25 protein-coding genes are annotated in these 26,297 nt (G+C 69.2%); 11 read left to right on the top strand and 14 right to left on the bottom strand.

Translation table 11 applies throughout. The features are described 5' to 3' along the window. Positions 1-304 precede the first annotated feature (304 nt). Positions 305-1,150, top strand: a complete 846-nt coding sequence (locus tag QGN31_RS07430; RefSeq protein ID WP_161807802.1) for an aldo/keto reductase — start codon at positions 305-307, stop codon at positions 1,148-1,150. A gap of 7 nt (positions 1,151-1,157) precedes the next feature. On the opposite strand, the gene QGN31_RS07425 is transcribed toward QGN31_RS07430, so the two are convergent. The 4 genes from QGN31_RS07425 to QGN31_RS07410 form a co-directional block, all read right to left on the bottom strand. After that, entirely contained in the window at positions 1,158-1,871 is a 714-nt protein-coding gene (locus QGN31_RS07425; RefSeq protein WP_014382993.1) for an HNH endonuclease family protein, read from the bottom strand. Then, entirely contained in the window at positions 1,868-4,087 is a 2,220-nt protein-coding gene (gene recG, locus QGN31_RS07420; protein WP_014942652.1) for an ATP-dependent DNA helicase RecG, read from the bottom strand. Before recG ends, QGN31_RS07425 begins: the two co-directional genes overlap by 4 nt. Positions 4,088-4,089: 2 nt before the next feature. After that, complete coding sequence (locus tag QGN31_RS07415) at positions 4,090-5,739, bottom strand: DAK2 domain-containing protein (RefSeq protein WP_008258970.1); 1,650 nt, start codon at positions 5,737-5,739, stop codon at positions 4,090-4,092. Positions 5,740-5,904: 165 nt separating this feature from the next. Then, on the bottom strand, positions 5,905-6,588 hold the full coding sequence (locus QGN31_RS07410; protein ID WP_014942654.1) for a transglycosylase SLT domain-containing protein: 684 nt from the start codon (positions 6,586-6,588) through the stop codon (positions 5,905-5,907). A gap of 459 nt (positions 6,589-7,047) precedes the next feature. Between QGN31_RS07410 and rpmB the strand changes: the two genes are divergently transcribed. Further along, positions 7,048-7,239, top strand: a complete 192-nt coding sequence (gene rpmB / locus QGN31_RS07405) for a 50S ribosomal protein L28 (protein WP_008258973.1) — start codon at positions 7,048-7,050, stop codon at positions 7,237-7,239. 6 nt (positions 7,240-7,245) lie between these two features. Here the strand turns inward: rpmB and QGN31_RS07400 are convergent, their stop codons facing one another. Together QGN31_RS07400 and QGN31_RS07395 are read right to left on the bottom strand one after the other, a co-directional pair. Then, a complete protein-coding gene (locus QGN31_RS07400; protein ID WP_008258974.1) occupies positions 7,246-8,067 on the bottom strand; it encodes a mycofactocin-coupled SDR family oxidoreductase in 822 nt (273 codons plus the stop codon). A 2-nt stretch (positions 8,068-8,069) separates the two neighbouring features. Continuing rightward, on the bottom strand, positions 8,070-8,972 hold the full coding sequence (locus QGN31_RS07395) for an SDR family NAD(P)-dependent oxidoreductase (RefSeq protein ID WP_014942655.1): 903 nt from the start codon (positions 8,970-8,972) through the stop codon (positions 8,070-8,072). Between the two features lie 67 nt (positions 8,973-9,039). Here QGN31_RS07395 and QGN31_RS07390 point away from each other — a divergent pair, with 67 nt between their 5' ends. Genes QGN31_RS07390 through QGN31_RS07375 form a run of 4 tightly spaced genes read left to right on the top strand, consistent with a single transcriptional unit; the run spans position 9,040 to position 12,749 of the window. Beyond that, the gene (locus tag QGN31_RS07390) at positions 9,040-9,483 is read left to right on the top strand and encodes a nuclear transport factor 2 family protein (protein ID WP_008258978.1); all 444 of its coding nucleotides are present in this window, start codon (positions 9,040-9,042) and stop codon (positions 9,481-9,483) included. A gap of 5 nt (positions 9,484-9,488) precedes the next feature. Further along, positions 9,489-10,679, top strand: a complete 1,191-nt coding sequence (locus tag QGN31_RS07385) for a sulfotransferase family protein (RefSeq protein WP_014942656.1) — start codon at positions 9,489-9,491, stop codon at positions 10,677-10,679. Continuing rightward, positions 10,672-11,916: a hypothetical protein gene (locus QGN31_RS07380; RefSeq protein WP_014942657.1), complete on the top strand. Its 1,245-nt coding sequence runs from the start codon at positions 10,672-10,674 to the stop codon at positions 11,914-11,916. Before QGN31_RS07385 ends, QGN31_RS07380 begins: the two co-directional genes overlap by 8 nt. A 2-nt stretch (positions 11,917-11,918) precedes the next feature. Then, complete coding sequence (locus QGN31_RS07375) at positions 11,919-12,749, top strand: oxidoreductase (protein ID WP_014942658.1); 831 nt, start codon at positions 11,919-11,921, stop codon at positions 12,747-12,749. 11 nt (positions 12,750-12,760) lie between these two features. On the opposite strand, the gene QGN31_RS07370 is transcribed toward QGN31_RS07375, so the two are convergent. The 3 genes from QGN31_RS07370 to QGN31_RS07360 are packed head-to-tail and all read right to left on the bottom strand — an operon-like array spanning position 12,761 to position 15,368. Continuing rightward, positions 12,761-13,690, bottom strand: coding sequence for an NADP-dependent oxidoreductase (locus QGN31_RS07370; protein ID WP_014942659.1), 930 nt, complete (start codon positions 13,688-13,690; stop codon positions 12,761-12,763). Between the two features lie 5 nt (positions 13,691-13,695). Beyond that, complete coding sequence (locus QGN31_RS07365; protein ID WP_014380726.1) at positions 13,696-14,379, bottom strand: uracil-DNA glycosylase; 684 nt, start codon at positions 14,377-14,379, stop codon at positions 13,696-13,698. A 41-nt stretch (positions 14,380-14,420) separates the two neighbouring features. After that, positions 14,421-15,368 (bottom strand): thiamine-phosphate kinase, encoded by a 948-nt coding sequence (locus QGN31_RS07360; RefSeq protein WP_014942660.1) that lies wholly within the window; start codon positions 15,366-15,368, stop codon positions 14,421-14,423. Between the two features lie 45 nt (positions 15,369-15,413). Between QGN31_RS07360 and QGN31_RS07355 the strand changes: the two genes are divergently transcribed. Beyond that, the gene (locus tag QGN31_RS07355) at positions 15,414-15,998 is read left to right on the top strand and encodes a DUF3515 domain-containing protein (RefSeq protein WP_014380728.1); all 585 of its coding nucleotides are present in this window, start codon (positions 15,414-15,416) and stop codon (positions 15,996-15,998) included. On the opposite strand, the gene QGN31_RS07350 is transcribed toward QGN31_RS07355, so the two are convergent. Together QGN31_RS07350 and QGN31_RS07345 are read right to left on the bottom strand one after the other, a co-directional pair. Beyond that, positions 15,999-17,144 (bottom strand): D-alanine--D-alanine ligase family protein, encoded by a 1,146-nt coding sequence (locus QGN31_RS07350; protein ID WP_009952774.1) that lies wholly within the window; start codon positions 17,142-17,144, stop codon positions 15,999-16,001. Positions 17,145-17,175: 31 nt separating this feature from the next. Further along, positions 17,176-18,219 (bottom strand): NAD(P)H-dependent glycerol-3-phosphate dehydrogenase, encoded by a 1,044-nt coding sequence (locus QGN31_RS07345; protein ID WP_014383007.1) that lies wholly within the window; start codon positions 18,217-18,219, stop codon positions 17,176-17,178. A gap of 155 nt (positions 18,220-18,374) precedes the next feature. Here QGN31_RS07345 and cofC point away from each other — a divergent pair, with 155 nt between their 5' ends. From cofC to QGN31_RS07330, 3 genes are all read left to right on the top strand, one after another. After that, positions 18,375-19,025 (top strand): 2-phospho-L-lactate guanylyltransferase, encoded by a 651-nt coding sequence (gene cofC / locus QGN31_RS07340; RefSeq protein WP_014942661.1) that lies wholly within the window; start codon positions 18,375-18,377, stop codon positions 19,023-19,025. A gap of 199 nt (positions 19,026-19,224) precedes the next feature. Further along, the gene (locus QGN31_RS07335; RefSeq protein ID WP_009952778.1) at positions 19,225-21,426 is read left to right on the top strand and encodes an RNA degradosome polyphosphate kinase; all 2,202 of its coding nucleotides are present in this window, start codon (positions 19,225-19,227) and stop codon (positions 21,424-21,426) included. Between the two features lie 84 nt (positions 21,427-21,510). Further along, positions 21,511-22,458, top strand: a complete 948-nt coding sequence (locus tag QGN31_RS07330; protein WP_014942663.1) for an NUDIX hydrolase — start codon at positions 21,511-21,513, stop codon at positions 22,456-22,458. 113 nt (positions 22,459-22,571) lie between these two features. Here QGN31_RS07330 and QGN31_RS07325 read toward each other — a convergent pair whose 3' ends face one another. The 3 genes from QGN31_RS07325 to leuC all read right to left on the bottom strand — a co-directional run bounded on the left by QGN31_RS07325 (position 22,572) and on the right by leuC (position 25,493). Then, complete coding sequence (locus tag QGN31_RS07325) at positions 22,572-23,219, bottom strand: HU family DNA-binding protein (protein WP_008259006.1); 648 nt, start codon at positions 23,217-23,219, stop codon at positions 22,572-22,574. A 211-nt stretch (positions 23,220-23,430) separates the two neighbouring features. Beyond that, positions 23,431-24,027 carry a 3-isopropylmalate dehydratase small subunit gene (gene leuD / locus QGN31_RS07320; protein WP_008259008.1) on the bottom strand — a complete coding sequence of 199 codons (597 nt, stop codon included), beginning with the start codon at positions 24,025-24,027 and terminating at the stop codon, positions 23,431-23,433. A 26-nt stretch (positions 24,028-24,053) separates the two neighbouring features. Further along, positions 24,054-25,493 carry a 3-isopropylmalate dehydratase large subunit gene (gene leuC, locus QGN31_RS07315; RefSeq protein WP_008259010.1) on the bottom strand — a complete coding sequence of 480 codons (1,440 nt, stop codon included), beginning with the start codon at positions 25,491-25,493 and terminating at the stop codon, positions 24,054-24,056. Positions 25,494-25,578: 85 nt separating this feature from the next. Here leuC and QGN31_RS07310 point away from each other — a divergent pair, with 85 nt between their 5' ends. Further along, on the top strand, positions 25,579-26,280 hold the full coding sequence (locus QGN31_RS07310; protein WP_043955242.1) for an IclR family transcriptional regulator: 702 nt from the start codon (positions 25,579-25,581) through the stop codon (positions 26,278-26,280). Positions 26,281-26,297: the final 17 nt, after the last annotated feature.

Below are 26,297 nucleotides of genomic sequence, written 5' to 3'. Positions count from 1 at the left end.
TCACCCCTGAGCGGCCGCCGATTCCGGTGTGCCGCGCGACCAACTGTACGTGGTGGCGCACCGGATACCGGAGGCCGCGGATGGACACCTGCCCAGGTGTTGATTAGGTTGCATTTGCTCCCTCGGTAATATCGTGATCCCCAAGCCGATGAAGCCTTCACGGATTGCGAGCAACTTCGACGTGTTCGATTTCGAACGCAGCGCCTCGAACTCGGCGCCGAACGCCGTTGATCTTCTCGCGCGATGGCGGAACCCGGCTCGGTGCACAATCTCGGACCATTAATTTCACAGGCAGGTGAATGAATTGACTGGCGAGTCGGGCTCCGCCGCACCCTCAATTGCTCTCAACGACGAAAACACGATGCCGGCCCTGGGCCTGGGCGTCGCGGAATTGTCGGACGACGAGACCGAACGCGCGGTATCGGCGGCGCTGGAAATCGGTTGCCGGCTCATCGACACCGCCGCGGCCTACGGCAACGAGGCCGCCGTCGGGCGCGCCATCGCCGCCTCCGGGATTCCGCGCGCCGAGCTGTTCGTGACCACCAAGCTGGCCACCTCCGATCAGGGTTTCAAGGGGGCGATGGACGCCTGCACCGCCAGCCTGGAACGGCTTGGCCTGGATTACGTCGACCTGTACCTGATTCACTGGCCGGCCCCGTCGCTGGGCAACTACGTGAACTCCTTCGGCGGAATGATCCAGTCCCGCGGGGACGGGCAGGCCCGCTCGATCGGCGTCTCCAACTTCACCGAGGAACACCTGACGACGGTCATCGACCTCACGTTCGTCACTCCCGCGGTCAACCAGATCGAGCTGCACCCGCTGCTCAACCAGGAGGCGTTGCGCAAGACCAACGCCGAGCACAACGTCGTCACCCAGTCCTACACGCCGCTGGCGCTGGGCAAGCTGATCGACAACCCCACCGTGAGCTCGATCGCCGGCGAATACGGCAAGACCGCCTCGCAGGTGCTGCTGCGGTGGAACCTGCAGCTGGGCAACGCGGTCGTCTTCCGCTCGGCCAAGGAAGAGCACATCGCGACCAACATGGACGTGTTCGATTTCGAGTTGGCCGCCGAGCACATGGATGCGATCAACGGGCTCAACGACGGCACCCGGCTGCGCCCGGACCCCGACACCTACGAGGGTTCATAAGCGACGGCTACCCCGCGGGGCAGCTCGCGGCGGCCTGACGCAAAACACCGGTCGACGCCGCATCCACCGGCAGCGCATAGCCGCGCAGCACGGCGATGAATTGCATGGCGTACTGGCAGGCGAACGCCCCGTTGGGTGGCATCCATTGGCCCGGCGCCGAATCGCCCTTGTCCTGATTGGCCGGCCCGTCGACGGCCAGCAGGTTGGCCGGATCGTTGGCGAAGCGCAGCCGCTCGGGCGCCGGCCAACCGTACGCGCCCATGTCCCAGGCGTACGCGAGCGGCACGATGTGGTCGATCTGCACCGATTCGCCGACCTTGGGGCCGCGCGCAAAGGCGATCGTCTTGTTGGTGTACGGGTCGTGCAGCGTGCCCGTGGCCACGGCGTCCGGGCACCGCTTGATCGACACGTACGTCTTGTCGACGAGATCGCGGTTGAGGATGTCGTCGCGGGTGTCGCACCCGTTGTGCCCCAACGGCGCGTCGTTGTCGTCATCCCAGGCGTCGCCGAACGCCGCCCGCAGGTAGTCGTAGCGGTGCAGCCGCACCGGCACGACCGGGATGCCCGCGAGCACGTCGACGCCGGGCAGCACCGTCGGAACATCCGCGCGCGCAGCGTATTCCGCGGAGTGCCGGGAGGCCGAGGTCCCGACCGTCTGGTAGGCCACCACCACCGCGAGCGCGGCCGCCGCGGCCAACCACAACAGCACCTTGCGGTTCAACTCTTGTCCAGGTATTCGATGCGGTCGGTGTCGGTGAATCGCGCCGCCAGCACGGCCAATCCGGGATCGGAGGGGTCCTCGGTATAGGTTCGGACGCAGAATTCCCGCGCCGCCTCGATGTACTCCAGGTGGTCGGCCAGGGACAGCAACCGCAGCGTGATCGCCCGGCCGGACTGGTTGCGGCCCAAGACATCTCCCTCGCGGCGCTCCTTGAGGTCCAGGTCGGCCAGGGCGAAGCCGTCCAGCGTCCCGGCCACCGCGCGCAGCCGCCGGCCGGCCGGCGAGTCGGGCGCGGACCAGCTGGCGAACAGGCACAGGCTCGGGTGCCGGCCGCGGCCGATCCGGCCGCGCAGCTGATGCAACTGGCTGATCCCGAACCGGTCGGCGTCCATCACCAGCATCACGGTGGCGTTGGGGACGTCGACGCCGACCTCGATGACGGTGGTGCACACCAGCACGTCGATCTCGCCGGCGCGGAAGGCCGCCATCACCGCGTCCTTCTCGTCGCCGGACAGCCGCCCGTGCATCAGCCCCAGCCGCAGGTGCGCCAGCTCGCCGGAACGCAGTCGGGCGTAGAGGCCTTCGGCGGTCTCGGGGGCCTTGGCGTTCTGTTCCTGCGCGCCCGGATCGTCGTCCTCGTCGATGCGGGGCGCCACCACGTAGGCCTGCCGGCCGGCGGCGACCTCTTCGCTGATGCGCTGCCAGGCGCGGCCGAGCCAGGTGGGCTTGTCCTTGACGAAGATGACGTTGCTGGTGATCGGCTGGCGTCCACGCGGAAGTTCGCGCAGCGTCGACGTTTCCAGGTCCCCGTAGACGGTGAGCGCGACGGTGCGCGGGATCGGCGTCGCCGTCATCACCAGCAGGTGCGGGGTGACACCGGGACGGGCCTTGGCCCGCAACTGATCTCGCTGTTCGACCCCGAAGCGGTGCTGCTCGTCGACCACCACCATGCCCAGGTTGTCGAACTCCACCGCGTCCTGCAGCAGCGCGTGGGTGCCGACGACGATGCCCACCTCGCCGCCGGCGATCTCGGCCCGGATCTGCTTCTTCTGCGCGGCGGTCATGGAACCGCTGAGCAGCGCCACCCGGGTGGCCCGATCGGCACCACCCAGCTGGCCCGCCATCGCCAGCGGGCCGAGCACGTCGCGGATGGATCGAAGGTGTTGCGCGGCAAGCACTTCCGTCGGGGCCAGCAGCGCACACTGATAACCGGCGTCCACCATCTGCAGCATCGCCAGCACCGACACGATCGTCTTACCCGAGCCCACCTCCCCCTGCAGCAGGCGGTTCAGCGGGCGGTTGGACGCCAGCCCCTCGGACAGCACGCCGAGCACGTCACGCTGCCCCGCGGTCAGCTCGAAAGGCAATCGCCCCAACAGTTCCGCGGCCAAACCGTCCGAACGCGGCGGCGCCGGGGGCCCCGATTCCGAAAGCTCGCCGTGCCGGCGGGCCACCAGGGCCCACTGCAGCCCGACGGCCTCGTCGAAGGTCAGCCGCTCGCGTGCCCGCTGACGGCGGGCCTCGTTTTCGGCGAGGTGGATGTCGCGCAACGCCTGATCCTCGGAGACCAGGCCGAATTTCGCGCGCAGGTCCTCGGGCAGGGGATCGGGCACCGGGTCGAGGACGTCGAGCACTTGGCGCACGGTGGCGAAGATGGTCCAGCTCTGCAGCTTGGCGCTGGCCGCATAGATCGGGAAGAAGTGGCGCTGATACGCGTCCGCGATGTCTTCGCCGGTGGTGGCGTGCGAGGCATTGGCGATGCTCTTGAGGGACACGGTGCCGCGGTTCTTCCCGTCCGGCGTGTCGAGGAGGAGAAACGCGGGATGGGTGAGCTGCATGACGTTCCTGAAGAACCCGACCTCGCCGGAGAGCATCACCTTGGTGCCGGTGGTGAGGTCCTTTTTGATGTAGTTCGCGTTGAAGAACGTGGCGGTCACCTTGTTGCGCCCGGAGCCGAGCGTGATGCGGTGGCAGACCTTCTTCGGCGTCTTTTTCATCGGGAACGTCTCGGTGTCGGTGATCGTGTCGACGATGGTGATGTGTTCACCGGCGGGCGGCCGTTCGTCGTCGGCGTCCCAGCGGCTGGCGCCCTCGGTGTAGCTGCGGGGGTAGTGGCGCAGCAGGTCGTTGACGGTCCGGATGCCGAACACCTCGTCGAGGAGCTCCACGACCTTCCCGCCGACGGCGTAGTCCAGCCGGTCGGACAGCGACACCATCGCTACTCGACCCCGATCAGCAGCGCGTCACCGTGGTGGCCGGTGCGGTAGGTGACCAGTTCGGTCCCCGGGTGGTGGTCGTGCATGTGCTCTTCCAGGATGTCGCCGACGGCGCCGACGTCCCCATCGGTCTCGATGCCGGCGCCCAGCAGCACGGTCACCAGGTCGCCACCGGAGGCCAGCAGGAGGTCGAGCAGGCCGATCGCCGCCCCGACGGCGTCGGCGGCCACGATCAGCACCTCGTCGCCCGCGATGCCCAGGCCGTCGCCGGGATGGCAGCGGCCCGCCCAGGTCAACGCGCTCTCGGTGGCGATGCGCACCGATCCGTGCCGCGCGGCGCCGGCCGCCCGGGCCATGGTGTAGCCGTCGTCGACGGCCTGCCTGCCGGTCTCGTGCACGGCCAGCGCGGCCAGGCCCTGCACCATCGACCCGGTCGGGATCGGCACCACGTCGATCCCCCAGCCGATGGCCGCCGTGCACCCGGCGACCAGCTCCTCGGCGGCCACGTAGCCGTTGGGCAGCACCATCACCTGCGCGGCGCCGGTGTCGACGACGGCGCGCATCAGCTGGTGCGCGCTGATGTTGGTCGTGGGATCGTGCGCCGCGGGGTCGCGTTGCAGCACGCAGGCGCCTTCCCCGGCGAACAGCTCGGCGGCGCCGTCGCCGTCGACGACGGCCAGCACCGCCCGTTCCCGCGTCCAGCCGCCCGCGGGCAACCCGGGGGCCCCGGAGCTCAGGGCCGAGATGACGATGCGGCTGAGTCGTCCGGCCGTCAGTCCCGCCTCGACGGCGGCGCCGGCGTCGTCGGTGTGCACGTGCACGGAATAGGTGCGTTGCGCGGACGACGGCGCCGACGCGATGCCCACCGAATCGCCCAGGTCCTCCAGCCGGTCCCGCAGCGCGTCCGCCGCCGCGGGCTCGCAGCCGTCCAGCCGGTACATCACCTCGAATTGGGGCGCCGGGCGCGGCGCGGGGGCTTCGGTGCGCTGCGCCCGCGGCGCGAGCTCGTAGACCGCCCGGGCGGGCGCCTGCCCCGTGATGGTGGTCCGCAACGCGTCCAGCAGGACCAGCAGGCCCCGCCCGCCGGCGTCCACGGCTCCGGCGTCGGCGAGCACGTCGAGCTGCTCGGGGGTCTTTTCCAGGGCGACCACCGCCGCGTCCCCGGCGGCGATGACCGCCGGCGCGAGCCCGTCCCCGGCGCGCGCGCACTGCTGCACGGCGGTCGCGGCGGCTCGTAGCACCGAGACGATGGTCCCCGGGACTTCCTCGCCGCCCATCGAGGTGATGACCAGCTCCACGCCGCGCTGCAGCGCATCGCCCAGCACGACGGCGTCGATGTGGGGCAGGTCGCCGCCGGCGTCGCTCGCGGCGGTGGCGGTGACGTCGGCGAGGCCGCGCAGGATCTGCGACAGGATCACCCCGGAGTTGCCGCGGGCGCCGTTCAGCGCGCCGGCCGACAGCGCGGCCGCGGCCCGGGCGGCGCACCCCGAGCCGCCCTGCGCGTTCAGTTCCGCCAGGGCCGAACGCATGGTGAACAGCATGTTCGCGCCGGTGTCGGAGTCGGCGACGGGAAAGACGTTGAGTCGATTGATCTCGTCGATGTGGGTGATCAGGTCGCTGACGGCGGTGTGCGCCCAGTCTCGCAGGGTCATCGCGTCCAGGAGACGTAGCTGCGACGTATCAGCAGTGCCCAGTTGACCCACCTCCTCCGCACCTGTCTCCCGGTGGGCGCCAGCGTAGCCCGGCGACGCAGGCGCTGCGCTCAGTTGCTCCGCGCCGTTGAGGAAGATCGAGCGGCCGGCCGGCAGCGGCAGAGCTTAATAGCCCTGCCGGATACCGGGATTGGCCTGCCCCACCATCGCGCGCTGATTGCTGCCGTCGCGGCTGACGCCGTAGCGGCTCATCTGATAGTTCATCGACGCGCATGCGGCCGCCACCGGATCCCACGCCGAGTTCGACGTCCCGGGCTGGTGGAAGGCCGCGAAGGTATCCGGCATTACCTGCCACGGGCCGCGCGTGGCGTGCAGCGGGCCACCGTCGAGCTGAGAAGGCCCGTAGGCGTTGCTGTCTGACAGGTTGATCGCACTCGAATGGAATTGCGATTCGTGGTCGGCGATGGTCATCATGCCCTCGATCCAGTGACCACGGGCCGACGCCTCGGTGACGCCGATCCGGGTCAGTGCCTCCTCGAGATAGCCGCGGATCGCGTCGGGTCCGTCCGGCCACACTCCCCGACCGTCGAAAGCGACCTGCCGCAGCTGGATTCCGCCGCGCACGGCGGCCGCCTCTTGCACCGCGGGACGAGGCGGACGGGGCTGCCACCACCACGTCGCATCGGCTGGAGCGGGGCCCGATGCTCTCGGGCCCGGTCCGCCCTGCCCGATGCCGTCCTGCCCGCCCACAGCGGTCGGGCAGTTGACCGACGTACTCCCTATGGCGACGCTGCCCAGCGCCGCCACCACCAGATAGGCCGCCGCCACCCGGCGCAACCTCAACACCAACCGTCGTACGCCCGCTGGTGAGCCCCGCCCGCTTTCGGCGTCGGCTGGACCGGCGGCGTTTTCGGCGCGCGCAACCACCCCGCGCACTCCCCTCAAGCCTGCCGATATTCGCTTCCCAGCCTCATCCGCAGCTCCGCGCGGGCCGGCACCACCGGGAAGAAGACTTCAGCCAATCAGCGCGCCGTCCGCACCTGACACAGGCAGCGACCGCACCGACCATCGGCGGCGACGCCATCCTAGCGGCGCCGCGTCCGAGCAGCCCGGATTCGCGCCGGTACTGTGATCGACTCGGTGTTTACCGCCCAAGGGGTCGCGGCGCACACCTGACCCCGGCATGGCCCGGGCCGCCCGTCGACGTTTTGGTGGTTACCACGACAATCGGTATTCTGATTGGGCCCGGTGAGGCCGGGCTGTCCCGGCCGGATTGCCGGACCCCCGAGATTTTGAGGAGCTTGAACAATGGCCGCTGTGTGCGACATCTGCGGGAAAGGCCCCGGCTTCGGCAAGTCGGTGTCGCACTCCCACCGCCGCACCAGCCGCCGGTGGGACCCCAACGTCCAGACCGTGCACGTCGCCCGTCCGGGCGGCAACAAGCAGCGCCTCAATGTCTGCACGTCCTGCATCAAGGCCGGCAAGGTCGTCAGGGGCTAGTTCCGCCTACATGACGACGTGGCCGGCGTCGACCGGGATCGACACCCCGGTCACGTAGCGCGACCGCGGGCCGGCCAGCCACAGCACCGCCTCGGTGACGTCCCGCGCCTCGACCAACGGCACGCCGGGCAGCAGCATCTGCGAGACGGCCGGGTTCGGGTTCTCCGTCATCCGGTTCACCACGAAGTCGTTGAGAATCATCGGCGTCGCGACACCGCTGGGGTGCACCGAGTTGACCCGAATCTTGTGCGGCGCATACGCATTGGCCGCCGAGCGCATCAGACCCACGACACCGTGCTTGGACGCCGCGTAGGCGAACATCGCGGCGCTGCCGTCACCGCCACGTCCGGTCAGGCCCTGCGACGAACTGACCAGCACGACCGAGCCGCCGACGCCCTTGCGCACGATCGAGGGGACCGTCGCCAGCATGGTGTGCCACACACCCTTGAGGTTGGTGTCGACGATCGTGTTGAACACCGGTTCGGCGTCGGGCTCGGTGACGCCGATCGCCACCACCCCGGCGTTGGCGATGACGACGTCGACCTCGCCGAGCTCGTCGATGCCCGCCTGCACGCCGGCCCGCAGACCCGCAAGGTCGCGCACGTCGGCGATCACCGGAACCGCTTTGCGGCCCGCCGACCCGACCAGCTGGACCGTTTCGGCCAGCTCTGCCTCGGTGCCCAACGCGTAGGGAATGGCCTCGAGGTCAGCGCAGATGTCGACGGCGATGATGTCGGCGCCCTGCTCAGCCAGCGCGACGGCGTGGCTGCGGCCCTGGCCGCGCGCGGCGCCGGTCACGACGGCGACGACGTTGTCGAATTCACCCATGCTCAGATCTCCAGTTTCGTGCCGGTCTCGCGCTCGGCGAAGGCCACCAGCCGCGCGGCCGTGTCGTAGTCGCACGCCAGCGGCGTGCGGCCGATGAGCACCGGCCCACCGCGCAGCCCGAACCTGCCGCTGACCCCGACGTAGCTGCCGGGCGGAATCGGCTCGCTGATGCAGTACAGCGTCGGCGCCGCGCCCTCGTCGATGTCGTTGGCCAACCGGTCGGCCACCGCCTTGACCCCCTTGTGGGCCAGCGACATCAGCGGCGAGTCGCCCAGGTTGGACAGGTTCGAGGCCACCCAACCGGGGTGGGTGAGCTGCGTGACGAGCGGCGATGCGGCCGCGCGCAGCCTGCGGTCCAGCTCGAGCCCCCACAGCATGACCGCGAGCTTGGACTGCGCGTAGGCGCCCAACCTCGTCCACTTGTGGCGGCGCAGGTGCAGGTCGTCGAGGTGCAGCGTCGCCGACCGGTGGGCGTCGGAGCCGACGTTGACGATCTGCGAACGCACCTTGGGCAGCAGCAGGTTCGTCAGCGCGAAGGGCCCGAGCAGGTTGGTGCCCAGTGTCATCTCGAATCCGTCGACCGTCTCGGTGCGGCGGTCGGTGAGGGCGCCGGCGTTGTTGATCAGGATGTCCACCGGCTCGTCGATCAGGCCGGCGAAGGCCCGCACCGACGACAGGTCGGCGAGGTCGAGCTTTTGCACCGACGTCGCACCGCCGCCGTTCGCGGAGATTTCGGCAGCGCGTTGCTCGCCGAGTTCGGTGTTGCGCACGGCCAGGATCACGTGCGCGCCGGCGTGGGCGAGCGCGCGCGAGGTGCCCAGCCCCACCCCGTTGGTCGCTCCGGTCACGATCACGCGCTTGCCGGTCAGGTTGCCGAGCCTGCTCGGCGTCCACGGTAAGGTCACGGCGACTAAGAGTAATCGTCGGTTCTATGTAAGTTGGACCGGACGGACTTTCCCGAGGCGGTTCGACATGAGTGACAGCGCCACCGAGATCACGAATCTCATCTACACCTATGCGCAGCTGCTCGACGGCGGCGACCTGGACGGGGTGGCCCGCCTCTTCGAGCACGGCCGCATCTGCGGCGTCGAGGACGGCCCGCCGGAAACGGTGTTCGCCGGCTCGGCGCGGGTCCGCGAGATGTACGAAATGGCCACGCGCATCTACGAAGACGGCACCCCGAAGACCAAACACAACACCACCAACGTCCAGCTGTACATCGACGAGGCCCAGGGCACCGCGACGAGCACGTCCTACTACTGCGTCACCCAGGCCACCCCCGACCTGCCGCTGCAGGTCATCGTGACCGGGCACTACAAGGACACCTTTCACCGGGTGGACGGCGCCTGGTGTTTCGACAGCCGCACCATGTTCGTCGACCAGGTCGGCGACGTCAGCCACCACCTGAAGTTCTGAGCCTCGTGCCATCCCCCAGCGTCTTCGAGCCGGCCGCCGTCCTGGCCGACGCGCAACGCAAGGAAGGGCTCACCGACTGGGGCCCGGGCGAATTCGAAGAGCCGCTGACCGTCCTGCTGCGCGACTATGCGCGCGCCGACCTCAACGCGATCGGCGCCCACATCCTGCGCTCGGGCATCGTGCACAGCCTGCGGATGCGGCTGCGCACCCAGGAGTGGATCCGCCGCCATCCGGAGATTCTCGACGAGCGGGTGGCCGCGCCGATCGTCGTCGTCGGGATGATGCGCAGCGGGACCACGCTGTTGCAGCGCCTGCTGGCGGCCGATCCGCGCTTCGTCTGCGCGTACGGGTGGGAGGTCGTCGAGGTTGCGCCGCGGTTGGACCATCCGTTCACCGGGGTGGATCCGCGCATCGCCATCAGCCAAGCGCGCGAGGCGAAATCGCGCGAACTGGCGCCCGAGTTGTTCTCCATCCACCCGATGTACGCCACCGAAGCCGAGGAGGAGATCGTCTTTTTGGCGGACGCCTTCTTGTCGCACGTCCCCGAGTCGGGCGCCCACCTGCCCCACTACCGGACCTGGCTCGACGACCAGGACTTCTCCCCCGCCTATGGCTACCTGCACCGCATGCTGCAGTTCCTGCAATGGCAAAAACGCCAACGCGGGCTGGCCGGTCAGCGGTGGGTGCTCAAATCGCCGGCGCACCTGGGGTATTTGGGCCTGCTGCGCGCGCACTTTCCCGACCTGCACGTCGTGCACATGCACCGCGATCCCCGCACCACGATCGCGTCGGGGGCCAGTCTGAACGCCACGCTGCACGCGATGCACGCCGACGTCGTCGACACCCACCGGGTCGGCGCGCAATGGCTGGCCCGGATGGGCTGGACCAACGACCGTGCGATGACGACCCGCGACGGCTGGTCCGACGACGGTGAGCGCGTCACCGACATCGGGTTCGACGATGCGGTGGCCGACCCGATCGGGCAGGTGGGCCGTGTCTACGACGCGATCGGGCTGCCGCTGACGGCCGAGGCCGAGGACGCGATGCGGCGCTGGCTGCGTGAGCGTCCGCGCGAGGCGGCGCGCCCGCCCTACGGCCTGGAGAACTACGGCCTGCTTCCCGAGCAGGTCGACGAGCGATTCACGTTGTACAACAAGCGATTTGCACAATATATCGGAGGAACAGCGCATGCCTGAAGACCCGGTCGCGACGGCATCCCAGCACGAACAGGAACTGGCGGCGCTCGAGCTGATCGAGCATCCCACCGTCAAGGCCGCGTACCGGACCGTTGCCGAAACCTGGCTGGGCCGCGCCAAGGCGTCCGACGCGATGCGCGAACGGTTCGACGACGCGTTCGCCGAGGTGATGTTCTCGGCGGCGATGTGGTCGTCCAACCAGGACAAGCTGCGACCCAAGGTCAGCTGCATCACCCGGCTGGCCCACCCCGTAAACGGCCGCCGGATCCCCGGATCGCGGTGGGGCATCGACAATCCCGACAGCGTGTACCGGGTGATCCCCATCTCCGGTGACGAGCGCTACGAGATCCACGGCCGGGTCGGCGAACACCGGATGACCGAGAACTACTTCACCCTCTGGGATGCGAACATGGGCACCGTCGACGTGCTCAACGGCCGCACCATGCGGGTCGACTCCGACGGCAACTTCACCATCACCGTCGACTCCGAACCCGCCAACGGTCGGCCCAATCACGTGCGGAGCACCCCGGCGGCACACGAGTTCTACATTCGAGACGTGCTGCTGGACTGGGGCCGCGACGACCCCAATCACCTTGAGGTGCAACGGCTTGGCGGCCCGGCGTCAACACCGCCACGCACCCTTGACGAGCAGGCCGAGGCCACCGCCGCGATGATGGATTACTTCGCGAACTTCACCGGCAAGCTCAGCCACGGCGTGTACAAGATGCCGGCCAACCATTTCAACCTGGCCTGGTCGGCCGACAAGATCGGCGCCATGCGCAACCAGGTGTACGTGATGGGCCGCTTCGATCTCGGCCCCGACGAGGCGTTCGTCGTCGACCTGAATGACGGTGGCGCCGAATACTTCACCGTCCCGCTCAGCAACGTCTGGGGCACCACGCTCGAGCTCGTCGACCGCACCGGCAGCCTCAACAAGGCGCAGTCGGTCCCCAACCAGGACGGCACCTACACCTACGTGATCTCCCCCGTCGACCCCGGCGTGGCCAACTGGATCGACTCCGACGGCCTGCGCGAGGCCATCCTGACCCTGCGCATGGCGGAGTTCGGCGAGGCCGGTCCGCGGGAAGACCTCGGTGCGCGGGGCCGCGTCGTCAAGCTGGACCGGCTCGACGCGGAGGTGGGCCACCTGGCGCGGGTGAGCCCGCAGCAGCGGGCCGCCCAGCTCGCCGAGCGCCGCAAGGGATATCTGCGCCGCCTACCGGAAGGGACGATTTAGGCATGGCTCGCTGGCTGATCACGGGATGCTCCACCGGCTTCGGACGCGAAATCGCCCGCGCCGCACTGGAAGCCGGCCACAGCGTGGTGGTGACGGCGCGGCGTGCCGAGGCGGTGCAGGACCTCGCCGACGAGTTCGGCGACCGGGCGCTGGCCGTCGCGCTCGACGTGACCGACACCGGCCAGGTCGCGGCCGCGGTGGCGGCGGCCGATGAGGCCTTCGGCGGAATCGATGTGCTGGTCAACAACGCCGGACACGGCTACCTGTCCGCGGTGGAAGAGGGTGAGGACGCCGAGGTCCGAAAGCTGTTCGATGTGAACTACTTCGGCGCCGTCGACATCATCAAGGCGGTGCTGCCGGCCATGCGCGCCCGCGGATCGGGCCACATCATCAACATCTCCTCGATGACCGGCCTGGTGGCCAACCCGCCCAACGCCTACTATTCGTCGACCAAGTTCGCGCTGGAGGCGGTCACCGAGGCGCTCGCCACCGAGGTCCGCCCCCTGGGCATCAAGGTGACCGCCGTCGAACCCGGCGCGTTCCGCACCGATTGGGCGACAAGGTCGATGAAGGAATCCGGGGCGCCGATCACCGATTACGCCGACGTGGCGGCGCGCAAGGACCTGATCAAGCAGTTCGCCGATCACCTGCCCGGCGACCCGCGCAAGGTGGCCGAGGCGGTGCTGATGCTCGCCAAGCTCGACGACCCGCCGCTGCGCTTGCTGCTGGGCCGCGACGTGCTCAAGGCCACGCGGGACAAGATCGCCGCCTTGTCGGCGTCGATCGACGAATGGGAAGCCGTCACCAAGGACGTGAACTTCCCGGCTTCGTAACCGCCCCGCCGTCAATCCCGCACGATGAGGACCGTCTTGCCGGCGCGGCCGCCCCGCTCCCGGCTTTCGAACGCCTCCCGGCCCTCGTCGAGCGGGAACGTCTGGGCGATCGCGACGTGCAACCGGTCGCTGTCGACGAGCGCGGCGAGCTCGGTGAGCTGATCCCGATTCGGTGTGACGATGAAGAAGGTTGCGCTGACGCCGAATTCGTCGGCCCGGCCGTCCGGCGGCGGTGCCGACAACGTCACCAGCCGGCCGCCGCGGCGCAACACGCCGTAGGACCTTTCCAGCGTCTGCCCGCCGACGGTGTCGACGACGACGTCGTAGGCGGCGCCGGCCTCGTCGAATGCCTCGGTGCGCGTGTCGATCACCCGCTGCGCGCCGCAGCCGCGAAGAAGATTCGCGGTGTCGCTGCGCACGGTCGCGGTGACCTGCGCACCCAGCAGGGCGGCCAACTGAACGGTCAACAGGCCCACCCCGCCGGCGCCTCCGTGCACCAGCACGCTCTCCTTTGGCCGCACCGCGGCGTGATCGACCAGTGCCTGCAGCGCGGTCAGGCCGGCCAGCGGGAGCGCGGCGGCGACGACGTGGGAGACCGTCGTCGGTTTGGCGGCCAGATCGGCCGCGGGCACGGCGACGAAATCGGCGGCCGCGCCGTCGCGGTCGAACGCGATCAGTCCGTAGACCTCGTCGCCGGGCACGAAATCCGTGACGTCGTCGGCCACCGCGGACACCACACCGGAGACCTCGTGGGACGGGATGACGGGGGTTCGGCTGACGCCGTCGCGGGTCCACGTCTCCTCCCATGTCAGCTCGTCGAAGGTGATGGCGGCCGCGTGCACGGCCACCAAGGCTTCCCCGGCCGCCGCCACCGGCACGGGCGCCCGCTCGATCAGCAGCTGCTCCGGTCCGCCGCGCCGGTTCGCCCGTAGCGCGGTCATCTCGTTCAGGGCAGCCGCCAATCGATCGCGTCCGCGCCCATTCCGGCCAGCAGTTCGTTGGCACGGCTGAACGGGCGGGAGCCGAAGAACCCCCGCGACGCCGACAGCGGCGAGGGATGCGGTGACTCGATGGCCACGCAATTGCCTTGGGCGAGAATCGGTTTGAGCGTCGAGGCGTCGCGGCCCCACAGGATCGCCACCAGCGGCAGCGAGCGCGCGGTCAGCGCCCGGATGGCGCATTCGGTCACCGTTTCCCAGCCCTTGCCCCGGTGCGACGCCGGATTGCTGGGTCGCACGGTGAGCACCCTGTTCAACAGCAGCACACCGCGCTGCGCCCAGGGCGTCAGGTCACCGCACGAGGGCGGGGGGTGGCCCAGGTCGGTCGTGTACTCCTGAAAGATGTTGGCCAGGCTGCGCGGCAGCGGCCGCACCTCGGGGGCCACCGAAAAGCTCAGCCCCACAGCGTGTCCGGGCGTCGGGTAGGGGTCCTGCCCGACGATCAGCACCCGGACCTGGTCGAATGGATAGGTGAAGGCGCGCAACACATTCGGGCCGGCGGGCAGATACCTGCGCCCGGCGGCGATCTCGTCCCGCAGGAACTGCCCCATCTGGGCGACCTGCCCGGCCACGGGTTGCAGCGCGTTCGCCCAGCCCGGCTCGACCAATTCGCTCAGCGGGCGCGCCGTCATCGTCGGCCCTTCGCGATCGGGTAAACGGTCACCGCGTCACCCTAGTACGACTGCCAGCCGGCGTGGCCGCTCCACTCCTGATCGTCGACGAGTACCCGGGCGGGCCCGTCGAGCACCCGCCCGATGATGCGCCATCCGGCCGGCGCGGGTCCGGCGAAACATGCCACCAGTGCGTGGTCTTCGCCGCCCCCCAGCACCCACGGCCACGGATCGGCGCCTGCGGCGGCGGCCGCCGCGGCGAGCGCGTCGCGGTCGGCGGCCAGCGCCGCCGTGGACAGGTCGATGCCTACCCCCGACGCGTCGGCCACATGCCGCAGGTCGGCGATCAGGCCGTCGGAGACGTCGATCATCGCCTGCGCTCCCCAGGCGGCGGCGACCGCACCCTGACCGTACGGCGGCTCGGGCACCACATGCCGGCGCCGCAGCTCCTCGAAGCCGCCGATACCGGTGTGCCACAGGGCGAATCCCGCGGCCGAACGGCCCAGGTCGCCGGCGACAGCGACCAGCGAACCCGGCGTTGCGCCCGATCGCCGCACCGGCTCGCGGCCGCCGAGATCGCCGAGCACCGTCACCGAGATCACCCACTGCGGGCAGCTGACCAGGTCGCCGCCGGCGATGCCGGCCCCGACCCGTTGCGCCTCGTCCCACATCCCGTCGACGAGCGCGTCCACCGCGGCCGCCGGCGTCTCACCGGGCGCGCCGAAGGCGACGACGAACGCCGTGGGCCGCGCGCCCATCGCCTCGATATCCGCGGCGTTTTGGGCGATCGCCTTGCGGCCGATGTCGTGCGGCGTCGACCAGTCCAGCCGGAAGTGGCGGTCCTGCACCAGCATGTCGGTCGACACCACGGTGCGGCCATCGCCGGCCGCCACCAGCGCCGCGTCGTCACCCGGCCCGAGCACCACAGCGGCGGGCTGGCGGCGACCGGCCACCAGGCGGTCGATCACGGCGAATTCGCCGAGTTGCCGCAGCGTCGATTCGTCCCGCACGCCACCCACGATAATTGGCCATCGGGGTGAGCTGAGGCGATAGTGATGTGGGGACAGGAGGTGCGGGCGGTGGCAACCGAATCGGACGCCGACGGCGGGCCGCCGCGCGCGGTGATCATCGTCGCGGTGGCGCTGGCCGTCACGACCATCGGGGTGATCCTGGCGATCGCGGCCACCCGTGAGGCGCCCCCGCAGCCGGTCGCCGTCGCGGGCGTCCCGGCGCCGCAGGCCGACAGCCCCGCGTGCCGGGCGCTGATGGACGCGCTGCCGCAGCGCCTGGGTGACTACCAGCGGGCGGCGCTCGAGCAGCCGGAACCGGTGGGCGCGGCGGCATGGCGCTCCGGGCGGGGCGCCGACCCCGTCGTGCTGCGCTGCGGCCTGGACCGCCCGGGCGAGTTCGTCGTCGGCTCCCCGATCCAGGTGGTCGACCGGGTGCAGTGGTTCCAGGTGCGCTCCGACCAGCAATCCGCCGGTGACGCCGGCAGATCCACCTGGTACGCGGTGGATCGCGGTGTCTACGTGGCGCTCACGCTGCCCACCGGGTCGGGCCCGGCGCCCATCCAGCGCCTGTCGGAGGTAATCGCGCAGCGCATCCCGGCCGGGCCCATCAGCCCCGGGCCGGCGCGCTAGCTAGCGCAGGCCCACCCCGCGGGCCAGCGCCGTCTCGACCATCGTCGCCAGCAGGGTCGGGTAGTCCACGCCGCTGGCCGCCCACATCCGCGGGTACATCGAGATCGTGGTGAACCCCGGCATCGTGTTGATCTCGTTGAGCACCGGCCCGTCCTCGGTGAGGAAGAAATCCACCCGCGCCAGACCCTGGCAGTCGATGGCCTTGAAGGCGCGGACCGCCAATTGGCGCACTGTGTCGGCGATTTCGTCGTCGACCTTTGCGGGCACGTCCAATTCGGCTGCGTCGTCAAGGTATTTGGTGGCGAAGTCGTAGAACGAATCCTCGCGGCCCCGCACGCCGGCCACCCGGATCTCGCCGAGCGCGCTGGCTTCGACTGTGCCGTCGGGCATTTCGAGCACACCGCACTCCAGCTCGCGGCCGACGATCGCGGCCTCGACGATGACTTTGGGATCGTGGCGGCGCGCCGCGGCGACGGCGGCGTCCAGCTGGTCCCAGCTCGCTACCCGGCTCACACCGATCGAGGAACCTCCCCGGGCGGGTTTGACGAACACCGGCAGCCCCAGCCGCTGGCACTCCTCGGGCCGCAGCCGCGCGCGCGAGGGGCGCAGCACCGCGTAGTCGCCGACCGGCAATCCCTCGGCGGCGAACAGCTTCTTGGTGAACTCCTTGTCCATGCCGGCGGCGCTGGCCAGCACACCGGCCCCCACATACGGCACGCCGGCGAGTTCGAGCAGACCCTGGATGGTGCCGTCCTCGCCGTAGGGGCCGTGCAGCACGGGGAACACCACGTCGACGGACGCCAACACCTCACCGGCGCCGGGCGGCAGGGCGACCAATTGGCCGCCGCGCCGCGGATCGGCCGACAGCGCCAGTTCGGTTCCCGACTCGGCGGTGACTTCGGGCAGCCGCCGGTCGGTGATCGCCAGCGCGGCCGGGTCGCCGTCGGTGAGCACCCAGGAACCTTCCGGGGTGATGCCGATCGCGACCACCTCGAAACGCTCGGGGTCGAGGTTGCGCAGAATGCTGCCCGCCGAGACGCACGAGATGGCGTGCTCGTTGCTGCGCCCCCCGAAGACGACGGCCACGCGCGCCCGCTCGCCGCCCCCCGAGCCGGGGCGCGGCGTCGACCGATCGCTGGCATTCACAATCTCAAGAGGCTACCGGGTAGGTGGGGTCTCACTCGGGCTTGGTGCGGCGGCCCAACAGCAGCGCCATCGCCTCGTCGACCGACAGCCCCTTGTGGCAGACCCGGTGCACCGCGTCGGTGAGCGGCATTTCGACGTCGTAACTGGCCGCCAGCGCCAGCACCGACTCGCAGGACGTCACACCCTCGACGACGTGCCCGTCGCCGCCGTCGGGCGTGCCGGAAAGAATCGACTCGACGGTTGCTCCGCGGCCGAGCCGTTCACCGAACGACCGGTTGCGCGAATGCGGGGAGCTGCACGTGGCCACCAGGTCGCCCACGCCGGCGAGCCCGGCCAGCGTCGCGCCCTTGGCACCCAGCGCGATCCCCAGCCGCATGATCTCGGCCAGGCCCCGGGTGATGATCGCCGCCGCGGTGTTTTCGCCGAGCCCCACGCCGGCGGCCATCCCGCATGCGAGCGCGATCACGTTCTTGCACGCCCCGCCGATCTCGGTGCCCACCACATCACTGTTGGTGTAGGGGCGAAAGTATCCGCTGTTCAGCATGCGCTGCAGGGCGACGGCCCGGCCCGAGTCACCGCAGGCGACCACGGTCGCGGCCGGCTGGCATCCGGCGATCTCGCTGGCCAGGTTCGGCCCCGAGATCACCGCGACGTGAGCGGGGTCGACGCCGGTCACCGCGACGATCACCTGGCTCATCCGCATCAGGGTGCCCAGCTCGATGCCCTTGGCCAGGCTGACCAGGGTCGCGCCCTCGCGCAGCAGCGGCGTCCAGCGCTCGAGGTTGCTCCGCATCGTCTGCGCCGGCACGCCGAGCAGCACCGTGGACGCGTTCTGGAGCGCCTCGGCGGCGTCGGCGGTGGCGCGGATGCCCGGCGGCAGCGACGTGCCGGGCAGATAGTCCGGGTTCGATCGGGTGGCGTTGATCCGCTCGGCGAGCTCGGGCCTGCGGGCCCACAACGTGACCTGTGTTTCCGGCCCGCCCGCCTCGACGAGCACCTTCGCCAGCGCCGTGCCCCACGCCCCGGCGCCCATGACCGTGACGGCGCCGGTCGAACCGGCATGCGTGCTGGTCATGTGTCACCCCCTGTCGTGGTCGGCGTTGCTCATGCGGCACGTGCAGCCGCTACACCCTAGATCAGCGACGGACCGGGCGTCACGCGCGCCAGCGTGTCCCGCGCGCCGGGGCCATGACGCCGGCGCGCGGGGCCGCGCTGGCAGGATGACATCTCATGAGCGGCATACGAGCCGACGGCGCGGGCGATGTCGCGTTGATCATCGCCGTCAAGAGGTTGGCCGCGGCCAAGACAAGACTGGCGCCGGTTTTCTCGGCGCGCACCCGCGAGAGCGTGGTGCTGGCGATGTTGATGGACACCCTGACCGCCGCGGGACGCGTGGAATCGCTGGGCTCGATCACCGTCATCACCCCCGACGACGCGGCGGCCGCTGCGGCCGCCGAGCTGGGTGCCGACGTGCTGGTCGACCCGACGCCCGAGGGCCACCCCGATCCCCTGAACAACGCGATCGCCACCGCGGCGCGCGCGGTGGCAACTTCGTTCTCCAATGTCGTTGCGCTGCAAGGTGATTTGCCGGCGCTGCAGACCCAGGAGCTGGCCGAGGCCGTCGCCTCCGCCCGCCAGCACCGGCGCAGCTTCGTCGCCGACCGGCTGGCGACCGGAACCGCGGCGCTCTTCGCGTTCGGGGGTCCGCTCGATCCCCGGTTCGGTTCCGATTCCTCGGCGCGGCACCGCAGTTCGGGTGCGATCGAGCTGACCGGCGCGTGGCCCGGCCTGCGCTGTGACGTCGACACTCCGACCGACCTCGCTGCCGCCCGCCGCCTGGGGGTGGGCGCCGCGACCGCCCGCGCCATCGCCGCGCACTGATTTGCCTCACGAGCGGTCGATGTCCGGAAAGCGAACGTCGGCCCAACGGCGAATGATTCCCGTGCGCGCTGCGCCCGGTGACGGCCTGTAGTGGCGACCCGCCACGGCCGCGCTCGCGATCACCACTGGTGTCGATGAGTGGTGACCCGCTTCGCCCGGCCACGGCCGCGCTCGCGATCACCACTGGCAGCACCCGCGCGTGATGAGCGATGATCGCAGGGTGACTGAAATCGAAGCTGAGGCGCGACCCGACGAGAATTTGTGGCATTCCGGCGACTCGGCCGTGGCGGCGCCCCCAGCTGCGACGCCCACCGCGATGACCGATCTGCCCGACGAGCGTTACCTCAACAGGGAACTGAGCTGGCTGGACTTCAACGCCCGCGTGCTGGCGCTGGCCGACGACAATTCGTTGCCGCTGCTGGAACGGGCGAAATTCCTGGCGATCTTCGCCTCCAACCTCGACGAGTTCTACATGGTGCGGGTCGCCGGCCTCAAGCGCCGCGACGAGATGGGCCTGTCGGTGCGCTCCGCCGACGGTCTGACGCCGCGCAAGCAGCTGGCCCTCATCGGGGAACAGACCCAGCGGATCGCCACCCGGCACGCGCGGGTGTTCCTCGATTCGGTGCGGCCCGCGCTGGCCGAGGAAGGCATCCACATCGTCACGTGGGCCGACCTCGATCAGGCCGAGCGCGACGAACTCTCGGCCTATTTCACCGAACAAGTCTTTCCCGTCCTGACGCCGCTGGCCGTCGACCCCGCGCACCCGTTCCCATTCGTCAGCGGGCTGAGCCTGAATCTGGCGGTCATGGTCCGCCAGCCCGAGGATGGTGGCCAGCACTTCGCGCGAGTCAAGGTGCCCAACAACGTCGATCGCTTCGTCGAACTCGCCGCCCCCAGGTCGGGCCGGGACAGCGCCGCGGGCGAAGCCCGGTCCATCGTGCGCTATCTGCCGCTGGAAGAACTGATCGCGGCCTTCCTTCCTCTTCTCTTCCCCGGCATGGAAATCGTGGAGCACCACGCCTTCCGCATCACCCGCAACGCCGACATGGAGGTCGAAGAAGACCGCGACGAAGACCTGCTGCAGGCCCTCGAACGCGAACTGGCGCGCCGGCGGTTCGGCCCGCCGGTGCGACTCGAGATCGCTGACGACATGACCGAGGGCATGCTGGAATTGCTGCTACGCGAACTCGATGTGCATCCCGGTGACGTCATCGAAGTCCCGGGCCTTTTGGATCTTTCGTCGCTGTGGCAGATCTACGACCTGGACCGCCCGGCGCTCAAGGACCCCGCGTTCGTCCCCGACACGCATCCGGCCTTCGCCGATCGCGAATCCCCCAAGAGCATCTTCGCGACGCTGCGCGAGGGCGACGTGCTGGTGCATCACCCGTATGACTCGTTCTCCACCAGCGTGCAGCGATTCATCCAGCAGGCCGCCGCCGACCCCAACGTGCTGGCGATCAAACAGACGTTGTACCGCACCTCCGGTGATTCGCCGATCGTTCGCGCGCTGATCGAAGCGGCCGAGGCCGGAAAGCAGGCCGTGGCACTGGTGGAGATCAAGGCGCGCTTCGACGAACAGGCCAACATCCGCTGGGCGCGCGCACTCGAACAGGCGGGCGTGCACGTGGTTTACGGACTCGTCGGGCTCAAGACGCACTGCAAGACCTGTTTGGTGGTGCGTCGCGAAGGCTCGGCGATCCGGCGCTACTGCCACATCGGAACGGGCAACTACAACAGCAAGACCGCCCGTCTCTATGAGGATGTCGGCCTGCTGACCGCGGCCCCCGACATCGGCGCCGACCTCACCGATTTGTTCAATTCGCTTACCGGCTATTCGCGTAAGGTCTCCTACCGCAATCTGCTGGTGGCGCCGCACGGAATTCGCACCGGGATCATCGAACGCGTCGAACGTGAGATCGCGGCGCACCGCGAACGCGGGGACGGGCGAATTCGTCTCAAGATGAATGCGCTGGTGGACGAGCAGGTCATCGATGCGCTGTACCGGGCGTCGCAGGCCGGCGTGCGGGTCGAGGTGGTGGTGCGTGGCATCTGCGCGCTGCGCCCGGGTGCACAGGGCTACTCCGAAAACATCGTTGTGCGCTCCATTCTCGGGCGCTTCCTCGAGCACTCGCGGATCATCCATTTCCGCAACATCAACGAATTCTGGATCGGCAGCGCCGATATGATGCACCGCAACCTCGATCGCCGCGTGGAGGTGCTGGCTCAGGTCAAGGACCCCAAGCTCACCGCGCAGCTGGATGAATTGTTCGAGTCCGCACTGGATCCGTCCACGCGCTGCTGGGAACTCGGGTCCGACGGGCAGTGGACCGCGTCGCCGCAAGAGGGCCATACGGTGCGCGACCACCAAGTATCGTTGATGGAGCGGCATCGCAGTCCCTAGACCTGTGCGGTGATTTCCGGTTGTTCCCGGGCCGCAGCGTGATTGAACGTGCGACTCTGACCGAATTGACCTGCAGGAGTTGAGGTGCCGCCTTCGAGCTCGTCTAGCGCCCGGCGCTCTGGAAGCCGAATCGTCCATGCCGCCGGCGCGGTCCTGTGGCGGCCGGGCGATGCCGACACCGCCGACCACGATGTCGAGATCGCCGTCATCCACCGCCCCCGCTATGACGATTGGTCACTGCCCAAAGGCAAAGTGGACCCCGGCGAGACCGCGCCCGTGGCGGCGGTGCGGGAGGTGTACGAGGAGACCGGCCAACACGCCGTCCTGGGCAGGCGGCTCAACGCGGTGAGCTATCCGATCGACGCGGGCGTCAAAAAAGTCTCCTACTGGTCGGCGCGCGCCGTGGGCGGCGAGTTCGTTCCCGGCGACGAGGTCGACCGGTTGCTCTGGTTACCGGCGGCCGAAGCCATGCGGAAACTCGATTACGCCCAGGACCGAAAAGTGTTGCGCCACTTCAACAAAAAGCCGGCGGACACCCACACCGTGTTGGTGGTCCGGCACGCGACCGCGGGACGCAAGTCGCGCTTCTCCGGCGATGACACCAAGCGGCCGCTCGACAAACGGGGGCGCGCGCAGGCCAAGGCGCTGGTTCCCCAGCTGCTCGCCTTCGGTGCTTCGCGGGTGTATGCGGCCGACCGGGTCCGCTGTCATCAGACCGTGGAACCACTCGCCGAGGAACTCGGCTCGACCGTGCACAACGAGCCCGCCCTCACCGAAGAGGCCTACGCCAAGAACGCCAAACGCGGCCGCCACCGGATGCTGGACATCGCCGGCGAGCACGGCACACCGGTTGTCTGCACGCAGGGCAAGGTGATTCCGGACCTGATCGCGTGGTGGTGTGCCCGCGACGGGGTGCGGCCGGACAAATCGCGCAATCACAAGGGCAGCACCTGGGTGCTGTCGTTGTCGGGCGGCCGGCTGGTCGCCGCCGATCACCTCGGCGGTGCGCTGGCTGCCAACGTGCGCGCCTAGCGACAGAGCGACGGCCAACCGCAGCTCGATGGCGGCGGCCCGCCGCTAGCACACGAATACCCTCCGGGGCACCGCTGCCGCCGAAGGGTATTCGTGTCTAGAACGTGCTCTGCCTACCGGCGGCCGCGACGCGCGGTCGTCTTCTTGGCGGGAGCCTTGCGGGCCGTCGACTTGCTCGCGGCCTTCTTGGCCGGGGCCTTGGTCGCGGCCTTGCGGGCCGGAGCCTTCTTTGCCGCAGTCTTCTTGGCCGGAGCCTTGGTCGCGGCCTTGCGGGCCGGAGCCTTCTTCACTGCGGCCTTCTTGGCCGGAGCCTTCTTCACTGCGGCCTTCTTGGCGGGAGCCTTCTTGGCCGCCGCCTTCTTGGCGGGAGCCTTCTTGGCCGCAGCCTTCTTGGCGGGAGCCTTCTTGGCCGCGGTCTTCTTGGCCGCGCCCGTGCCACCTACCACACCGCGCTTGACGGCCGGGCCGTCCGACGGGAGACGCTGTGCGCCAGACACAACCGCTTTGAATTGGGCACCGGGACGGAACGCGGGGACGGAAGTCGGCTTCACCTTCACCGTCTCACCGGTACGCGGGTTGCGAGCCACGCGCGCTGCGCGGCGCCGCTGTTCGAACACACCGAACCCGGTAATGGTGACGCTGTCGCCCTTGTGTACCGCACGCACAATGGTGTCGACAACGTTCTCGACCGCTGCGGTCGCCTGCCGACGGTCCGTGTTCAATTTCTGTGTGAGCACATCAATGAGCTCTGCCTTATTCATCAATCCCTCCGACACTAGTGGTCCTCGATTTTGAACCGACTAGTGGACACGGTAAACCCTCACCCAGCAAATTTCCAAGAGCCACGCGCAATTTCACCGCAAGGGGTACGGCGTTTTCGCAATCCGGTTGCCGCCCTTGACCGGTGGGGGATCGTAAAATCGGCCCGGTTTAGTTAGCCGATCGAGCAGAAATTCGGCTCCGTCCGACCGTTCAGGAGGTGGACAGAGTGCGAGGTTTCCAGTCCGGATAGGCCGCCTCGAAAGACTCGATTTCATCGAGTTTCCGCAGCGTAAGGGCTATATCGTCGAGACCTTCGAGTAGCCGCCACGCGGTGTGGTCGTCAATCTTGAACGGCAGCACCGTCGTTCCCGCGGTGATATTTCGATCTTGAAGATTGGCAGTGATTTCCAAGCCGGGGCTCTGCTCGATCAGCTTCCAGAGCAGCTCCACCCCGTCCTGAGAAACTTCGGCCGCCAGCAGCCCCGCCTTGCCGGCGTTGCCCCGGAAAATGTCACCGAATCGAGACGAGATGACCACTCGGAACCCGTAGTCCATCAGCGCCCACACCGCGTGCTCGCGCGACGAGCCGGTCCCGAAATCGGGTCCTGCGACCAGGACCGACCCCCGATCAAACGGGCTGAGGTTGAGCACGAATGACGGATCCGACCTCCAGCTCGCGAACAAGCCGTCCTCGAAACCGGTTCTGGTTACACGCTTCAAATACACCGCCGGAATGATCTGATCGGTGTCGACGTTGGAGCGCCGCAGCGGCACACCGATACCGGTGTGGGTGTGAAAAGCTTCCATGCTCATCCCTTCAGACGTCGGATACGTCAGCTCAAATCGGCCGGAGCGGACAATGTGCCCCGAACTGCTGTCGCCGCGGCAACGGCCGGAGACACCAAATGCGTGCGGCCGCCTTTACCCTGGCGCCCTTCGAAGTTGCGGTTGGACGTCGCCGCGCACCGCTCGCCCGGCGCCAACTGGTCCGGATTCATCCCCAGGCACATCGAGCAGCCCGCCTGCCGCCATTCGGCGCCCGCGGCGGTGAAAACCTCGCCCAGCCCTTCGTCTTCGGCCTGCGCGCGCACCCGCATCGACCCCGGCACGACGAGCATCCGCACCCCCGGGGCGATTTTGCGCCCGCGCAAAATGTCGGCCACGGCGCGGAGATCTTCGATACGACCGTTGGTACAAGAGCCCACGAACACCGCGTCGACGGCGATGTCACGCATCGGGGTACCCGGTCGAAGGTCCATGTATGCCAACGCTTTCTCAGCGGCCTGGCGCTCGCCGTCGTCGGCCATCAGTTCGGGGTCGGGCACGGCGGCGGCCAGCGGCACGCCCTGGCCGGGGTTTGTGCCCCACGTCACGAACGGGCTCAGCGACTCCGCATCGAGGTAGACCTCGGTGTCGAATTCGGCGCCCGGGTCGGTGTGCAGCTGCTGCCAATAACGCATGGCCGCATCCCATTGCGCGCCTTTCGGGGCGTGCGGGCGGTCACACAGGAATTCGTAGGTGGTGGCGTCGGGAGCCACCATTCCCGCCCGGGCGCCGGCTTCGATGCTCATGTTGCAGACGGTCATCCGGCCTTCCATCGACAGGGATTCGATGGCGCTGCCGCGGTATTCGATGACATGCCCCTGCCCGCCGCCGGTGCCGATCTTGGCGATCAGCGCGAGGATGATGTCCTTGGCCGTCACGCCGGGGGGCAATTTCCCGTCGACATTGACCGCCATCGTCTTGAACGGCCGCAGCGGCAACGTCTGGGTCGCGAGCACGTGCTCGACCTCCGAGGTGCCAATTCCCATGGCCAGCGCGCCGAATGCGCCGTGGGTCGAGGTGTGACTGTCCCCACAGACGATCGTCATGCCCGGCTGGGTGAGGCCCAGTTGTGGCCCCACGACATGAACGATGCCCTGCTCGAGGTTGCCCATCGGATATAGCCGCACACCGAATTCGGCACAATTTCGCCGTAATGTCTCGACCTGCGTGCGGGACACCGGGTCGGCGATCGGCTTGTCGATGTCGATGGTCGGAACGTTGTGATCCTCGGTGGCCAGCGTCAAATCGGGGCGTCGCACCGGCCGGCCGGCCAGGCGCAGGCCGTCGAAAGCCTGCGGGCTGGTGACCTCGTGCACCAGGTGCAGATCGATGTAGATCAGGTCGGGGGCCCCCTGCCCCGAGGCGCCCCCGGAGACCACAACATGGTCGTCCCAGACCTTTTCGGCCAGCGTGCGCGGCTTGGCGGCCGCCCCTGCGTCGCTCCCCATATCGAACTCGCCTCAATTCGCGTCATCCGCGGCTCGCCGATCATTCGGGCTGTGATCTCAGAATGCGAGACGCTATTATCTTCCTGTGAGACAGCATAGCGGTATCGGCGTCCTGGACAAAGCCATGGGTGTCCTGCACAGCGTCGCCCAATCCCCCTGCGGATTGGCCGAACTGTGTGAGCGGACCGGGCTGCCCCGGGCCACGGCCTATCGGTTGGCGGCGGCCCTGGAAGTCCATCGCCTGTTGGCGCGCGACGACGAAGGGCGTTGGCGGCTGGGCCCGGCCGTCACCGAACTCGCCGCGCACGTCAACGATCCGCTGCTGGCCGCCAGCAGCGCGGTGCTGCCCCTGTTGCGCGAGACCACCGGCGAAAGCGTGCAGCTGTACCGGCGTGAGGGCACCGACCGGGTCTGTGTGGCCGCCCTGGAACCCGCTGCGGGCCTTCGCGATACGGTTCCGGTCGGGGCGCGACTGCCCATGACGGCGGGGTCGGGCGCCAAAGTGCTGCTGGCACATAGCGACGCGGCCACCCAGAAGGCGGTGCTGGCGACGGCCAAATTCACCGAACGAACGCTGGCCGAGGTGCGCCGCCGTGGCTGGGCACAGAGCGTGGCCGAGCGCGAGCCCGGTGTGGCGAGCGTGTCCGCCCCGGTGCGCGACGGCCGCGGCACCGTCGTCGCCGCCATCTCGGTGTCGGGCCCCATCGATCGGATCGGCCGGCGTCCGGGCGCGCGTTGGGCCGCCGATCTGCTGTCCGCCGCCGATGCGATGGCCCGCCGGCTCTAGTTCCCAGGTCCTTCCGC

Origin of the sequence: Mycobacterium sp. 2-64 (assembly GCF_035918375.1) — a bacterium.
Classification (GTDB): Bacteria; Actinomycetota; Actinomycetes; order Mycobacteriales; family Mycobacteriaceae; genus Mycobacterium; species Mycobacterium intracellulare.
The sequence above is the reverse complement of the archived record's forward strand: the minus strand, read 5'-3'. Positions and strand labels throughout refer to the sequence as shown.